Annotated in this window: 11 protein-coding genes; all 11 read right to left on the minus strand. The window is 33.6% G+C overall.

The features are described from left to right. Positions 1-18 precede the first annotated feature (18 nt). A complete protein-coding gene (locus N7659_RS06490; protein ID WP_263276349.1) occupies positions 19-1,311 on the minus strand; it encodes an MATE family efflux transporter in 1,293 nt (430 codons plus the stop codon). A gap of 21 nt (positions 1,312-1,332) precedes the next feature. Next, the gene (gene thrC, locus N7659_RS06495; RefSeq protein ID WP_263276350.1) at positions 1,333-2,817 is read right to left on the minus strand and encodes a threonine synthase; all 1,485 of its coding nucleotides are present in this window, start codon (positions 2,815-2,817) and stop codon (positions 1,333-1,335) included. 139 nt (positions 2,818-2,956) lie between these two features. Further along, positions 2,957-5,539: a bifunctional acetaldehyde-CoA/alcohol dehydrogenase gene (gene adhE, locus N7659_RS06500; RefSeq protein WP_263276351.1), complete on the minus strand. Its 2,583-nt coding sequence runs from the start codon at positions 5,537-5,539 to the stop codon at positions 2,957-2,959. Positions 5,540-5,930: 391 nt separating this feature from the next. Continuing rightward, the gene (locus N7659_RS06505; protein WP_263276352.1) at positions 5,931-7,967 is read right to left on the minus strand and encodes an extracellular solute-binding protein; all 2,037 of its coding nucleotides are present in this window, start codon (positions 7,965-7,967) and stop codon (positions 5,931-5,933) included. 471 nt (positions 7,968-8,438) lie between these two features. Next, entirely contained in the window at positions 8,439-9,143 is a 705-nt protein-coding gene (locus tag N7659_RS06510) for an MgtC/SapB family protein (RefSeq protein WP_263276353.1), read from the minus strand. Continuing rightward, complete coding sequence (locus tag N7659_RS06515) at positions 9,143-10,837, minus strand: ABC transporter permease (protein WP_263276354.1); 1,695 nt, start codon at positions 10,835-10,837, stop codon at positions 9,143-9,145. Before N7659_RS06515 ends, N7659_RS06510 begins: the two co-directional genes overlap by 1 nt. Positions 10,838-10,839: 2 nt before the next feature. Beyond that, the gene (locus tag N7659_RS06520) at positions 10,840-11,853 is read right to left on the minus strand and encodes an ABC transporter ATP-binding protein (RefSeq protein WP_263276355.1); all 1,014 of its coding nucleotides are present in this window, start codon (positions 11,851-11,853) and stop codon (positions 10,840-10,842) included. 25 nt (positions 11,854-11,878) lie between these two features. Further along, entirely contained in the window at positions 11,879-12,937 is a 1,059-nt protein-coding gene (locus tag N7659_RS06525; RefSeq protein ID WP_263276356.1) for an extracellular solute-binding protein, read from the minus strand. 13 nt (positions 12,938-12,950) lie between these two features. Beyond that, complete coding sequence (locus N7659_RS06530; RefSeq protein WP_263276357.1) at positions 12,951-13,781, minus strand: glycerophosphodiester phosphodiesterase family protein; 831 nt, start codon at positions 13,779-13,781, stop codon at positions 12,951-12,953. Positions 13,782-14,151: 370 nt separating this feature from the next. Then, complete coding sequence (locus N7659_RS06535; protein ID WP_263276358.1) at positions 14,152-15,927, minus strand: acyltransferase family protein; 1,776 nt, start codon at positions 15,925-15,927, stop codon at positions 14,152-14,154. Further along, positions 15,924-16,313, minus strand: coding sequence for a hypothetical protein (locus N7659_RS06540; RefSeq protein WP_263276359.1), 390 nt, complete (start codon positions 16,311-16,313; stop codon positions 15,924-15,926). The genes N7659_RS06535 and N7659_RS06540 overlap by 4 nt, the downstream gene beginning before the upstream one ends. Positions 16,314-16,320: the final 7 nt, after the last annotated feature.

Raw genomic sequence — 16,320 nt, forward strand, 5'->3', positions numbered from 1 at the left:
TGTTAAAAATTAAAATGATTAGAAAGTAATAATTTTTTGTTTAAAATATTTTCTATAAACAAGCCATAAAAACAAGCCTCTAAAAAGATTGTCTAAAACAGTTGCTAACCAAACACCAGATAGGCCCATTTTTAAAATAATACTTAAGAGATAGGCAAAACCAATGCGAATCACCCACATGCCAATGCTTGTTGCATAAAAAGGAATTCTTGAGTGCCCCAAACCCTGCCAAACAGCTGTCATGATAAGAGTTGCAGAGGTTGCTGGGCTACCCATCAAGGAATAAAAAACAACAATGAGACTGGCTGAAATCGCTACTTGATCACTAGTAAACAATAAGGATAACTGTCCCCCAAAGAGAAAGACTAAAACACTAAGACAAAGCATCACAAGGGTTGATAATAAATAAGATTCTTTTACAATTCTATCAATTGTTTTTGGATTGCCTTGACCTAAATAATCAGCTACTAAAATAATAGTCGCCGTTGCCACAGCAACACCTGGCATATAATTGAACTGGGTTAGGGTCTCTCCTATAGCATTGCCTGCTACTGCTTTTGTGCCCAGTTGGACAATAATAGCAATGATAACCACATCACCTAATCTCATCATTAAACGCTCAGCTGTAGCCGGTAAGGCAAGAGACAGTAGGGTCCGATTCTTATGCCATTTAAACTGAAAATCTTGTTTTAATGTTCCTAATTGATGCCACAATGCTAAACTGCCAATGAATCGTGCCAACACTGTTGCACCAGCAACACCAACAATGCCTAGGTGAAAAACGAAAATAGCAATAACAGAAAAGATGACATTTAAAAAATTAACAAATAAGGTAACATAAAGAGATACTTTAGGGCGATTGTCAGCTCTTAGAACACTTGAAAAAACAATCATCAGTCCCATAAAAAGACTGCCACCACCAACAATAGCTAGATAAATAGCACCCGCTTGACTAACAGCTAAAGTCGTCCCCAAAGATGAGAGAACCCAGCTCCCCCAAAAAATGGAGAAAAAAGCCAAGACAAGACTTAGAAGTCCCGTCAACATAATAGTATCTCGCATCAATAATTGCGTTTCAGAGTGATTTTTCTCACCTAAACTTCTCGCAACAAGGCTAGCGACACTAGAACCTAGAGCGATAAAGACCGCTTGGTAAATACTAATAATGTTATTAGCCACTGAAACGCCTGAAACTGCAATTAAGCCGATTTGAGCAATTAAATAACTATCCACAAAACCCATCGTCATTTGTAATATGTTTTCCATCATTGCTGGAACAGCGATAGATAGTATTTTTTTAGTATGCTGCATAGATAATGACAACCTCTAAAACTAGAGTCCTAGATACCTTTCTACTGTTTCTTTCATGTCTTTAGTTGCGATGGTTGTTTGATGACGAATTGGTGCTTTTTCAATGCCGTCTACAGCTTTAGGAATGACTATTTGAGAGAGTTTTTTGAGTTTCTTTACTGCCTCAAAATCATCTGTGATACTTGTTTTCTCAAGAGCTTTGACGACAACCGTTGGAAATTTATAGGGACTTGCTGTTGATACGACAACTGTTTTTGTCATATCTTTTGTTTTTTCTTGATAATCCTTATAAACGCTTGATGCAACGGCTGTATGAGGATCCTCAACATAATGATTTTCAAGATAAACACGCGCAATGTCCTGACTCGTTTGTTCTTGGTTAGCAAAGCCAGCGGCAAAAAGATTTAAAATAGAGGCCTCTTTAACTGGTAATTGATAACTACCTTCACTTGCTAATTGCGCCATTAGTTCACGCGTTTTTGTAGCATCGTTGCCTACTAAGTGAAAGACTAAACGCTCTAGATTAGATGACACAAGAATGTCCATTGAAGGACTTGTTGTCACTTTGAAGGGTCTATTTTTATCATAGGTTGCTGTGTTAAAGAAATCTGTTAACACATTGTTTTCGTTGGAGGCACAGATAAGTTTTCCAACCGGCACACCAATTTTAGAGGCGTAAAAAGCAGCGAGAATATTACCAAAATTACCAGTTGGTACTGAAAAGTTAATCAATTCACCATTTTTAATCTCACCTTGTTTGAGAAGTTGTGCGTAAGCATAAACATAATAAACAATTTGAGGAACCAAACGGCCAATATTCATGGAGTTGGCTGATGAAAATTGTATGCCTTTTTCTAGTAATAGAGCACGCAACTCTTCATCGTTAAACATGTCTTTTACACTGGTTTGGGCATCATCAAAGTTCCCATCAATAGCCAGAACATGCGTATTTTCACCTTCTTGGGTAACCATTTGTAACTCTTGGATACGACTCACGCCATTTTTAGGATAAAAGACAAAAATTTCTGTTCCAGGCACATCAGCAAAGCCTGCCATGGCTGCTTTTCCTGTATCTCCTGAGGTGGCTGTTAAAATAACGATTTTATTGTCCACGCCTTGTTTTTTAGCGGCAGTTGTCATCAAGTAAGGCAAAATCGATAAGGCCATGTCTTTAAAAGCTATGGTTGATCCGTGAAATAGCTCTAAATGGTATTGACCGTTCAACTTAACTATTGGTGCAATCAACTCTGTATCAAACTTATCATCATAAGCATTTGATACACAATAGGCGATTTCTTCCGGTGTAAAATCATCTAAAAAAGCTGACAAGATTTTTTTAGCAATGTCTTGGTAACTTAAGTCTTTTAATTGGTTGAAATCTAAGCTTATTTCTGGAAAAACAGTAGGGGTGTAGAGGCCACCATCTGTTGCTAATCCTTTTAAAATAGCTTGGCTAGCTGTTGCTGTGTTTTTAGCATCTCTCGTTGATTGGTAAATTAGAGTCATTACGCTCTCCCTTGTTTCATAAAGTCTTTTTCTTATCATATCATATTTTTAACTGATTTGCCTAAACAAGTTTTCTGAATAAAACCTATTCAATACAAATGAAAAAACACCAATTCTCAAAGAGAATTGGTGTCAAGGATTACCCTTCATAATCAAAGGCGATTTCAATAATTTCTTTTAATTCTGAAATGAGTGGTTCTTTTGGATTTGCGGTTGTACATTGGTCTTCGTAGGCTTTTTCAGCTAAACGATCAGCATCTGCTTTTAATTGTGCTTTGGTCACACCTTGTGACTTAAAGTTCATTTTAATGCCGATTGATTGACCAAGCTCGTAAACCTTGCGAGCAAGTGTTTCTGCTAATTCTGCATCTGTTTCACCTTCAAATCCCATGAAGCGAGAAATATCAGCATAGTCTTTTTCTGCGCGGAAGTAGTCATATTTAGGGAACATGGCATGTTTTTGCGGATCTTTAGCGTTATATCTAATGATATGTGGCAGTAAGATGGCATTGGTACGACCATGAGGAACGCCCCATTCACCACCAACTTTGTGAGCGATAGAGTGGCAAATACCTAAGAAAGCATTAGCAAAAGCCATTCCCGCCATAGTTGAAGCGTTATGCATTTTTTCACGTGATTCTTCATCAGGGGTGTTCACTGATTTTTCAAGGTAGTCAAAGACTAGTTTGATGGCTTGAAGAGATAAACCACGTGTGTAATCACTTGCCATTACTGAAACATAAGATTCAATCGCATGGGTTAAAACATCCATTCCTGTATCGGCTGTCACACTAGCAGGAACACTCATAACAAGAGCTGGGTCAATAATAGCCACATCTGGTGTCAAAGCATAATCAGCAAGAGGATATTTGGTATGGTCATCACTGTCAGTAATAACGGCAAACGGTGTTACCTCAGATCCTGTTCCTGATGTTGTTGGAATACAGATAAAGGTTGTTTTTTCTGCATAAGGAATTTTATAGGTACGTTTACGAATATCTAAGAATTTTTGTTTAGCACCAAAGAAGCTAACATCAGGGTTTTCAAAGAACATCCACATTGCTTTTGCAGCATCCATCGCAGAACCACCACCTAGAGCGATAATAGTGTCTGGTTGGAACTCGTTAAACATTTCAAGCCCTTTGTAGACGGTATTAGTTGATGGGTTTGGCTCTACTTCTGAGAAAACTTTCACAGATGGATTGTTTTTATTTAATTGTAATTGTTTTTTCACTAAATCAGCATAGCCAAATTTAACCATCCCTGGATCACAGACAATCATGACTTTCTCTGCTTGAATTTTACGAAGGTACATGATGGAATTTTTTTCAAAGTAGATTTTGGGTGGTAATTTAAACCATTGCATATTATTACGGCGCTTTGCTAGTGTCTTAACGTTAATCAAATCAATTGCCCCCACATTGTGTGATACTGAGTTGCGTCCGTGTGAGCCACAACCAAGGGTTAATGATGGAATCATTTCATTGTAGATATTTCCGATACCACCTTCTGCTGATGGTGAGTTAACAAGAATACGGCATGCCTTCATACGAAGACCAAAACGGATTTGAAGATCTTCATCTTCTGTGTGAATCACTGCAGTATGTCCTAAACCACCAAGGTTTAACATTTTATCACATTTTTCTAAAGCATCTTCCACGTCACTTGCTTTGATAAGGGCAAGTACTGGAGACAGTTTTTCAAGAGCTAATGGGTGTTCCATAGTCGCATCTGGAATTTCTGCCAAGATAATTTTAGTGCCTTTTGGTACTTTGATGCCTGCTAATTCAGCGATGAATTCTGCTGAATAACCAACAATTTTCGGATTAACAGCTGTTTTTGCTTCATTAAGAACAGCTTTTTCTAATTTTTTAATATCAGCTTTTTTAGAAACGATAAAACAGTTATGTGCTTCAAACTCTGCTTTGACCTCATCATAAACCGAAGCATCGACAATAGCAGCTTGTTCAGAGGCACAAATCATCCCATTATCAAAGGTTTTTGAAACAATCAAATCATTAACAGCACGTTTAATTTTAGCATCTGCTGCAATATAACTTGGTACATTACCAGGTCCTACACCAAGAGCAGGTTTACCACTTGAATAAGCCGCCTTAACCATACCTGGACCACCTGTTGCAAGAATGGTTGCAATTAAAGGATGGTTCATCAAAGCACCTGTTGCTTCAATACTTGGTTGTTCAATCCATTGCACACAGTCTTCTGGCGCACCTGCTTCAATAGCAGCATCGCGAACAATACGAGCAGCTTCTGAAGAACATTTTTGTGCTGATGGGTGAAAGGCGAAAATAATTGGATTTCTTGTTTTTAAAGCAATCAAGGCTTTGAAAATGGTTGTTGAGGTAGGATTAGTTGTCGGAGTAACCCCACAAATCACACCAACAGGCTCAGCAATAGAAATCAAACCTGCTTCTTTATCTTCTGCGATAACACCAACTGTTTTATCATACTTAATCGCATTCCAGATATACTCTGAAGCATACATATTTTTAATAGCTTTATCTTCGTAGATACCACGACCTGTTTCTTCAACAGCCATCTTTGCTAAGGGCATATGTTTTTCTAATGCCGCCATACTTGCATGGTGAACGATATCATCAACTTGTTCTTGTGTGAAATCTTCCATAGCGTGTAAAGCTTTCGTTGCTTTTTGAGCCAATTGATCAATCATTGTTTTTGCATCAACAGTTTTAGTTGCCATAAGTTATTTTCCTCCAACATTGTTAAATGTTTCACAATTTTTATGGTTTTATTATAGCTCATTTTAAAAAGTTTGTAAATAGTTTCACAATATTTTTTCAATTTTTTTTTGAAAGTTTTTTCCATTGACCAAAAAACAATTCCTTACGCTACTACCCTAACGTTTTTTTAATTGTTCTCATTTTCTCATTTGTTAAATTAAGTGAGACAGAAAAAAAGCCATTCATGTTAGACTCTGACAAACAATTACATTTGTCTGAAAGGAACTAACATAAATGACCTATAGTCATCTTACTATAAATGAGGAAATGAAAGGCGATCCAATTTAGATATTTTGGGTAAAAGGAGTCCTGCTAAATATAGAACTAAAATATAAATTCAAAACTAAATTTTTATTGATTATTTTTCATTTTCTTAATAAGCTCTTCACCTAACAACCTTTCAAATTGTAAATCAGTTTCAAAATCAAACCATTTTATTCTACTTCCAACACTGAAGGTCTTGTCAAATTGTTCTAACCAAGGAAAATTTTTATTTAAATTAGTATTATTGACAACATATTTTGATGGTAAAAAACCTCCTAGAAGGGCTAAAGCAACAGAAATTTCTTCACTGAATAACCAATCAATATATTCAAGTGCTTCATTAACCATTTTGGATGACTTCAAAATTCCAATCGCTCCACCTCCTATAACAGGTTGATTTCCTGGTATTGGAGCATAACCAAATGTAAATTCTGTATCAATGGAATCATCATTGAATAGTGGACTAGCATAATTAGAAAACAGAATTTCCATAACTGTTTCCCCTGTTTTTAGACTATTTACAAAGTCTTCCCACCAATCAGAACTACTTTTTTTTGTATAGTTAATACTATTTTTATAATCTAAAAAAACAGTTTCTATAATGCTTAAAGTCATATTATTTTTCAAAAGACTTTCTCTCAAGCGAGGAATAAAATCACAAGCAGCAACAATTGGTGATTTTAATCCTCTACTATGCCCAAAAAGAGTTGGTGACTCATTATTGATATTTTTAGTAAAAAACTCAGAAATTTTATCAAATTCAATATAACTTTGAGGTATTTCTAATGAATTTTTGTTTTTTTCAAAATATTGTCGCTGTATCAATGTATTCTCAAAAATATCTTTCCTATATACCAAAATCTGACTACTGATATCTAGTGGGAATGTATATTGACATCCATTAACATGTGTATATTCTTTAGAAACTGATTTGTCAATTTTAGCATTGATCGTCTTTGTTATACTCTCATTAGAAATATTTTTAAAAATTAATTCAGCGTAAGTTGGCAACCAAGCCATGTCAACTCTTATGATATCAATATCAACTAATAATTCGGGATTAGATAATAAATCCAATATTTCTTCATATTCTCTCTCGACGATAACTATATCTCTCCCAGTCAAAAATTTATATCTATCTGATAATATTGATAAAGCTTGGCTAATTGGAGATTTTAGAGTAAGAATTTTAATGGCGTTAGTGTTTTCTTTTAGAAAACTAAACTTCCCAGACATTGACTCATAAGGTAATAACTGATGTAAAGTCTTATTTTCTATCTTTAAAATACAATTTTGTGCTAACTTGCGGTAATCTACTTTTAAAGTATAAACATTATCTTGTTGAATAAAATCTGAAGAACCAACGAGATAAAATATCGGTAAATCTTTTTTCCCGAACCATTTTAACATATCTTTTAAACGATTAAGCAGAAATTTATCTGTCAAAAAAATAACATCAAAATGTGTTAATAATTTTAGACTAGGATAAAGTTTCAATACATAGTCATAATCATTAAGATAATAGTGTTTAGAGGAATAGTTTTGGATAATACTTTCACTAATATAACTTGAAAGACTATAATCACCCTCAAAACCAAATGATAAAAAAGTGACAGTATTTATAGAATTCTTATAAAGAAATTCTCTAAAATTCTCTAAAACCGTTGAAATTTGAAAACTCAATCCATTTTTCTCAGGATAAGTGTCAATTTCGTATACTTTAACTGAGTGAAGCCTACTTACCTTAAATTTTTTTATAGAGAAACCTAGACAAAAAATGGCATGCGGTAGTTGTCCTAAACAATCATTAAAAATGTGAGATATATTTGACTTACTCCTTATGTTCACTATCTCAATATCAAAACTTGAACTACCTACCATAATCTCATCCAAAAAATCAGTATATTGATTTTTCATTGTAGATAACACTAAAATATAACACTTATTAGATAACCCTCTCCTTAAAAATTGAGCTTGAGTATTGATACGGTAACCTAATTTTTTAGCTGCTTCTTCAACAAGTTTAATTTTATCTGCTCTAACATTCCCTCTTTTATTTAGAACATTCGAGGCTGTGCCATGTGAAACTCCTGCCTCTTTAGCAATATCATTTATCGTAACCAATATCATTCAACTCCTAAAAACTAGATTAAAACCCTCTATTTATCTTTTAATTTATTATTTTCAAAAGAATTTAACATTCTCTTAAATATAAAAAATCGGTGAACATTTTTCTAATCGACATCTAACTACTATATAATATATAGATTTGGTGGTTTTTATTATTTAGTATTTCAATAATACCATATAAACAAGATAAAGAGAAATATATTTCAGATGGTTTCTTAGCGTTTCATAAGCAATTTGAGCATCCTCTTTCAGAAACCATTATTCATCTTATTCTCCAATCCTTCAATTGTAAAATCACCTTTCTAATGTTTCACACAAGCCAATTGATAAATAGCCTCATTCAATAAAAATTAACCATTTTGAAAAATAGTTTAAAGTATCCTTCTATCTTTATTCTACTCCAACAAATTATTACTTAAAACAAAAATTTAATTCATTAAAAAAAGATAAAGAGATTGTAACTCTTTATCTGATTTCTTCCACATAAATCACACCTGCAATCTCTGACAGGTTTTCCATTAATTTTAGATGATCAAATTTTTCATTTAATTGCAACTCCATATAACAAGATATTTTTGTAGAGTTAATACTTGTTAGTTTTCTTTCTTCGTCTAAATTAGCAATGCCATTTTGCATATCTATTATTTTTATTCCAGATGTGCTCAAATAAATTAACAATCGATTGTAAGCTTCCATAGAACTGAACACTATATAATACTCAGCAATTTTTGTTTTTGAATTTAAATATTTTTTTACAGGAGTAAATATAGTCATAATAGCTATTAGAAGAATTGCTGCAACAATAGCCCCTTTATAAAAACCTATTCCTATAGCTAATCCAATACATGCTGACGACCATAATCCAGCGGCAGTAGTCAGTCCCTTTATTTTGTTTCTATTTGTTACTAAAATAGTTCCAGCTCCTAGGAAACCAAGTCCACTAATCACCTGCGCCCCCATTCTGCTAGGATCTCCTGTACCGTATTCATGAACTATAAATTGATTAGTCATCATTACAATACTAGCCCCAAGACAAACTAAAATATAAGTTCTTAACCCTGCCGCTTGATTTTTTACTCCACGTTCGTAGCCTACAATACCTCCTAATACAATTGACATAATACATCTTAGGAAAATTTCATCTATGTGCAATCCTCCTGAAGTTAACATTATCGTTTACCTTTCTGTGTTTGAAAACGGTTAGCAATATAAAGTGCAGCACTTGACATAACCATTAATACCACTGAGTATACTAACATCATTGCTTGTGCATTTATAGTCGCGGTCTCGTCAGTAGATTGTTTAATAACAATACCTAAAGGTTGAAATAGTGGATGATATAGGAAAACTGATAAGTCATAATCAGAAAGTAATGAGTTGAAATTCAATACAACTACTGACAAAACTACTGGCATTATTAAAGGAATAATTACCTTGGTCATTGTGCGTAAAGTTGATGCACCCATACTTCTAGCCGCTTCTTCCATATCATTATTAATACTAAAAAAAGCAGCACGAATCATTCGATAAGAGAATGGTAATTTTTGAATAATATAAGCAATTAACATAATGGCCAATGTGCCTACTAGTACAATATTAAATATCATTAATTTAGGTTCATTATACGTAAACATTAATCCTAGTGCAATTAATGTACTTGGAAGAATCCAAGGAATCAAAGCGCCATATTCAAAAAATTGATCTATTTTAAACTTATTCTTATGAACAATTCTTGAGATAACAATAGCAATGATAGTTACAATTATAGCTGCTAACAATGAATAGACCAAACTGACTAAATAGGGTTTGAAAGCTTGACTATTCGAAAATAGTTGAGCATAATTTTCAATGGTGAAACTGCTCAATTTTAAATTGCCTGTTTTGATTGTCAAAGCATCAGTAAATGAATAGACAATAATTAATAGAATAGGAAGCATATAAATGCCAAACAAAACATAAGCTACTATGTGAGCCAAAAGATTCCAAAATGGAGAATTAATTTTTTGTTTTTTAAGTCCAGCTTTTGTTTTTGAAACAGAAACATAATTGCCTCCACTTTCAATCCTATTTAACAATGTTAGTAGTAAAATGGTTGCCAACCCTAAAATCAACGCTAATAACGCCGCTAAATCTCTAGAAGATGTCGTTTTAGCAAATGTAATTATCAAGGGGTTAATTGTCTGAAAACTTTCTCCCCCAACAATCAGTGGTGCAGAAACCGCTGATAATCCTGTTAAAAAAGTCAAAATAGTTAATGCAAAAAGTGTTGGTTTAAACGTAGGAAAGACAACTCGGAAAAATACAGTGATTGGATTAGCTCCCATATTTCTTGAAGCCTCAATAGTATGATAATCAACACTTCTCACAGCACTGGTCAAAAACATAATATGATTAGAGGTACAAGCAAATGTCATAATAAACAAAACAGCACCGTATCCTTGAAACCAATTGGATGATAAATTAGGAAATATATTTGTTAAAAGTTGAGTAACGACACCATTACTACCGTACACAAATTTATATCCTGTTGCCAAAACGATTCCGCCATAAACTAATGATGTCATATAGCCAAGTTTTAATATTTTTGACCCTTTTATTTCCCAGTACTCTGTAAAAAGAACCACTAATGTCCCTACAATATTAACTGTTAAGACCATCGAAACAGCTAGAATAAAACTATTAGATATACTACTTAAAGCTCTTTCTGATTTTAAAATTTTAGTAACAGCATCTAATGTAAATGTACCATCTTTTAAAAAGACATCGGTAACTAAACCTATATTAGGATAGATTACAAAAGCAACAATTAGCCAGAAAACACCAATTCTAATAATCCAATCTCGCCATTTAAATTCTTTTTTCATAGCTAATCTCCTTTGAATTGCATGATATCCTTTGGATTGAAATATAAATTCACTTTATCACCAACAACATGACGAGAACGTCCATCATTTTTTTCAATGATATGTATGACTTCATCATTTAAAAGTTTAACAGTGTATTTGATTAGAATACCATTAAATTCTAAATCAGTGATTGTACCAACTAATTCTAAATCGGTTTGTTCATTATTGGTTAGTTTAATTCTCTCTAAACGGATATAACCTTCTGTGTCTTCGAAAATCTTCTCTTGACCTTGTAATTCTTGTAAAGTTTTAGCATCGATTTTATTTATAGAGCCAATAAATTCACACACAAACTCTGTTTTAGATTGGTTATAAATTTCATATGGTGTTCCAACTTGCTCTATAAAACCATTATTAAACACTGCAATGCGATCTGATAGAGTGAGTGCTTCTTCTTGATCATGTGTGACATACAATGTTGTAATACCAAGTTCTTTTTGCAAACGCTTAAGCTCTTTTCTCAAAGAAACTCGTAATTTAGCATCCAAATTTGATAAAGGCTCATCTAAACACAAAATTTTTGGTTCTAAAACTAGTGCACGTGCCAGGGCGACACGTTGTTGCTGTCCACCGGAAAGTTCAGAAATATTTCTATGTAATTGTTCTTCGGAAATATTAATCTTCTTTGAAATTTCACTAACCTTTGCTTTAATGATTTCAGGAGAGACTTTTTTAACTTTTAATCCAAATGCTATATTTTCAAATACTGACATTGTTGGGAAAAGTGCATAGCTTTGAAATACAATTCCAATCCCCCTTCCCTCAGGCTCTACCTTTGTGATATCTTTATCTTCAACATAAATATTACCGGCCGACGGTTCAATAAATCCGACCAATGTTCTTAATGTAGTAGATTTCCCACATCCGCTAGGCCCAAGAAATGTGAAAAATTCTCCTTCATTAATGTTTAAATTTAAGTTATCGATGGCAATAAAATCGCCGTACTTGATTTGAATATTGTTAAAATTAATCATATTATCTCCTAGAAAATTTGAAATGTTATTGAATAAATTCTAGTTGAGCTTTCTCAATCCAACTATCTACATTATTTCCAATAAATTCCCAGTCAAGCTTTTGAGGTTTAACACTATCAACAAATTCTTTTATATCTGGTTTAACTTCTGCTAGAGCATCTTGATTTGCTGGTATAGAACCAAATTCATCGCTCCATGCTTTTTGAACTTCTGCTGAACCAAACCAGTCAACAAATTCTTTTAATAGAGCTTGTTTTTCACTTGTATTCAAAATCCCAATTTGTTCTGTAACATATGGAACTCCCACTTCTGGGCTCATAACTTGAAATTTATAATCTCTTTCTGATTCATTTTGAAGAACCCCGGATCCCCAAATCATACTGTAATTTAAATCATTTTCATCATCAATTATTGCAGAAATAAAATCCTCACCATCAGCATAAATATGTGCATTTTGTAGATAATCTTTTGCTACCTTCCATCCTTCTTCGGAGATGCCTAATTCACCATCTTTATCTGGGTAGCGACTCACAATACTAGCAAAAATAATTTTTGAAGTTCCTGAACCTAAATTCAAAATACCATATTTATCTTTATATGAACTCTTTGTTAGATCAACCCAATCTGATGGCATTTCAACTGTTTTATTTCCAATTAAAACTAATGGCTGAACAACTAGTGAATGATAGTAACCATCTTTATCACCTAAAGAACTATCAACCTCGTCAGCCCATTTAGGTGAATATTTGACAAGTAGCTCTTCCTTCTTAATACGTTCAAATTCTAATGTGTTTGGACCAAAAACAAGGTCAGCAACCGCATTATTTTTTTCGGCGATAAGTCTATCGGCAATTTCGCTACCTGCAATATCAACAATCTGTAGTTTATAACCAGCTTCTTCTGCCTTTTCTTGTAAATACTCTGATCGACCATTTGAGGCAGAATTGGTATATATTACAATTGTTTGTGATCTATCTATTTCTCCTGAATTACCATCAGTTTTAGCATCATTGCTTGAATTTGAACAAGCTGCGAGTAGTAACATTGAAGCCACTAAGGAAAGTTTTTTGATTTGTTTGAACATATATATGTCCTCCTTAATTATTTTTTAAATTATTTGCAGTTAAAAAGTTATATAGTAGATAAGGCCAATCTGTTTGAATAATGTCAAATCCTAATTTGACTAGTCTCCCCCAAGATTGTCCATCATTTTCTATAGCAGAATCATCATCTAAACCAGCTGATAAAACAATAGTATCACTTAAAGTAAGAGCATTTCCCCAAATTAGAAGTCCTTTGTTTTTCAATGACTGAATTGTTTTTGGAGAGACTAAATCAGTGTCCAAAGTTTCAAAAATCAATTCGATAGCAACAATATTTAAACCCTCAAAATTTAAAACTAAATCTAATTCTTCCATTGTTTTTACTATAGGCATATACATAACATCTAAACCAGAATCTCTTAATTTTTCTAAGAGATGTCGTTCTACTGGGGATTTTAGTAAAATTTGTTCTAATGATTTATAGCCTTTAAGTCTATCGAGAAACGTATCCCAATAGAACCAACTTCTATCAATATTTATAAAAGCTTGTCCTTCAAATTTATCTAAAATCTGCTCAATGGTTTCTATTTTCTGATTAATTGGTTCAAATACAGAATTAAAACATGTCTTAGAAACAATTTCTTTAGCATTTAATGTTCTAATATCAAAATTATCATTAAAGACTAAAGGTTCCTGACCATCGTGAAATGCAAAAAAATCACCATCTTGAGAACGAACAACATCAACTTCGAACATATCAGCCTTGTGTCGAATGGCATTATAATAAGCTTTTGAAGTATTTTGAAGAATATTTCCTCCATTAGTCCCTCTATGAGCAGCAATTATTATCCCATTTTTCTCTCGATACTCTTGTAATCGATTCATAGTTTCCTCCAAAAATTTATTACAGTAATATTGTAACCGCTTTTTTGGAACGTGTCAAGTTTTTTGTGAATTTAATTTGTTAGAGAGAAACAAGAGCTATTTTATTAAAAGGATAGATACAGGTTAGTTCCCTTAACCTATATAGTCTATAGTTAAAAATAGCGATATTCCAGACAAAATTAACTCTGTCTCCGTAATATATGCTTGAATAAATTGATAATAACATTCATAAGAACGATAGATTTCTAACAATGGTAAAGAATTTTTTTCTGTCTCGCTTAATTTGACAATTTGAGTTTTCTTTAACAAGCAAAAACACTTCCCTATCTTAAAAGACTAAGGAAGTGCTCGCTATTCATAATTCATTTATTTATTTTGCTTGTTTTCTAGCAACTGTTTCAATGGCTTCTTTTATTGTTTGGGCATAAAGGTCAGAACCAGATGAGTCAGAGATAGAAAAATGAACGCCATCTGTTCCAGCCCAGATATTTGGATTATCTACTGAAGCTTGGTACCAATCCGCTACTTCAATATAATCGTATTGTTTGGCTAATTCTAGTTCATAATTTCGCACATTCTCTATGCTACCATCTTTGACATTGTATGGTGTCACTAAAACTAAGCGATGACCCTCTGGTAAATTATCCACAAACTGCATGATTTCAGCTTGATAGTTATAGGGTGAATTCACACCAACTGCCAAAACAACTGTTTTTGACAGGGTCTTATTATCAATATGATTTTTATAAATCTCAAAAGCTAGCGGAAAATTACGGCTAATGGCAGCGTCTAACTGTGCTTCTGGTAGTTGCTGGCTAATCGTATCACTAGCGCGTAAGGTTACTGAATCTCCAATAATCATGATGTCACTAATTGCAGACGCATCACCTGCTGCTAACATGTGCGTTCTATCCATATTAGTGTCTGCTTGTTTTAATGAATTAACCAAAAGATCTGTCTCAAAAGCACCGACACGAGGCGATCTTACAATCACAAACAAACTGATAACAACAAGTGTTCCAAGACTTGCCAAAAGCCATTTTGAGTAGTCTTTCACATGAATTGGTATATCATAAATGACCGGCGTTTTACCTACAATAATAGGTTCAATCACATAGAATGATAGAGAAGCAAAAGCAATAGACAATACCGTTGTTAAGGTTACAGCTGACCAGTTTCCCATTAACTGTGAAAAAATAATATAAAGTGGCCAATGAAAAAGGTAAATGCTGTAGCTAATATCTGATAAAAAGGTAATCGCCTTTGGTTCTTTGATGTCAGGTGTTTTTTCATGTAAGACACGACTGGCATAAATCATCACTGCTGTAAAGAGTCCCGTTAAAATGAAACCAAATAAATAGGTGAAAATGTGATTAAAGTCAAGAAGACGTGACAATAATAGAATCAGTGAAAGACTCAAACCAAAAACAATTAACACCGGTTTTAACTGCCATGAACGCACGTTGATTTTGAACTGTTTGGTTGTTTCTCGAATACCCGTCATCGTGGCAAACATGGCCCCTAAAAAGAAACCATAACTATGAGATAGACTTGAGAAATACACCGTTGAAAACTGATCAACAAAGAATGATCTAACAAACATGCTCAAAAAACTTGCAACAAACAAAACAGTTGATAATAAAAAGATAAGACGTCTGAAATCTGTACTTTTTTTAATTCTTTTAGACAATAACCAGGTCAGAAAGCCCCAGACAATGTAAAAATGTACCTCAATCGCTAAACTCCACGTGTGTAAAAACAAATGTGGAATAAACTGACTTTCATAATTCCCACCAATCAAAAGTTCATAGATATTGGTGGTGAAACCAAGAGTTGCTGCAACTTGTCGACCTATATCTGCCACAAAATCTTGTTTGACCAGCAAGGTAAGAGGTAGAACAATTAAAATCAGCAAAACCAGTGGTGGAAAAATCCGATAAAAACGGCGCCTAAAAAAGCGCAACAAATCAATCGAATGTTTTTGACTAAACTCATCGATTAACAGTGCTGTGATTAAATAGCCTGAAAAGGTGAAAAAGATGTCAACCCCAATAAAGCCACCAGGAAAAGCATTCCTAAAAAAGTGATAGAGTAGCACCAAGAGTAGACCGGTGATACGAATGACAGAAAACCATTTTATTCTCATTTTTGATATATTCCTTGTTTAAAAGTCCCTTCGTAGACTTTTTTATCCTTTGCAATTAATTTGCCTTGTCCATCTGCTTGACCATCCTTAAAATCGCCTTCATAGGACCAACCGAGATTTGAAGTAAACACTCCTTTACCATTAAAAACACCATTGACAAAGTTGCCTTCATACACATCACCATTGTCATAGGTTAGTTTTCCTTGGCCATTCATTCGATAGTTGACAACATAACCAGTATAATGGATTTTCCCTTCGTCATAAGTAAGAGCTGTCTTGGTTTTTAAGGGAATCAAAAAGACACTCATCCCTAAAATAAGAATGATAAAAACAGTGATTAATTCTATTTTCTCTCTTGAAAAGGTCAATTTCTTTAATGTATCCATTTTTTCT

This window comes from Streptococcus sp. CSL10205-OR2 (assembly GCF_025660655.1).
Lineage (GTDB): Bacteria > Bacillota > Bacilli > Lactobacillales > Streptococcaceae > Streptococcus.

What these genes read in the sequence shown, in the direction of transcription:
- N7659_RS06490 (WP_263276349.1), bottom strand. Translation starts at nt 1,311, where the DNA reads ATGCAGCATACTAAAAAAATACTATCTATCGCTGTTCCAGCAATGATG.
- thrC (WP_263276350.1), bottom strand. Translation starts at nt 2,817, where the DNA reads ATGACTCTAATTTACCAATCAACGAGAGATGCTAAAAACACAGCAACA.
- adhE (WP_263276351.1), bottom strand. Translation starts at nt 5,539, where the DNA reads ATGGCAACTAAAACTGTTGATGCAAAAACAATGATTGATCAATTGGCT.
- N7659_RS06510 (WP_263276353.1), bottom strand. Translation starts at nt 9,143, where the DNA reads ATGTTAACTTCAGGAGGATTGCACATAGATGAAATTTTCCTAAGATGT.
- N7659_RS06515 (WP_263276354.1), bottom strand. Translation starts at nt 10,837, where the DNA reads ATGAAAAAAGAATTTAAATGGCGAGATTGGATTATTAGAATTGGTGTT.
- N7659_RS06520 (WP_263276355.1), bottom strand. Translation starts at nt 11,853, where the DNA reads ATGATTAATTTTAACAATATTCAAATCAAGTACGGCGATTTTATTGCC.
- N7659_RS06525 (WP_263276356.1), bottom strand. Translation starts at nt 12,937, where the DNA reads ATGTTCAAACAAATCAAAAAACTTTCCTTAGTGGCTTCAATGTTACTA.
- N7659_RS06530 (WP_263276357.1), bottom strand. Translation starts at nt 13,781, where the DNA reads ATGAATCGATTACAAGAGTATCGAGAGAAAAATGGGATAATAATTGCT.
- N7659_RS06535 (WP_263276358.1), bottom strand. Translation starts at nt 15,927, where the DNA reads ATGAGAATAAAATGGTTTTCTGTCATTCGTATCACCGGTCTACTCTTG.
- N7659_RS06540 (WP_263276359.1), bottom strand. Translation starts at nt 16,313, where the DNA reads ATGGATACATTAAAGAAATTGACCTTTTCAAGAGAGAAAATAGAATTA.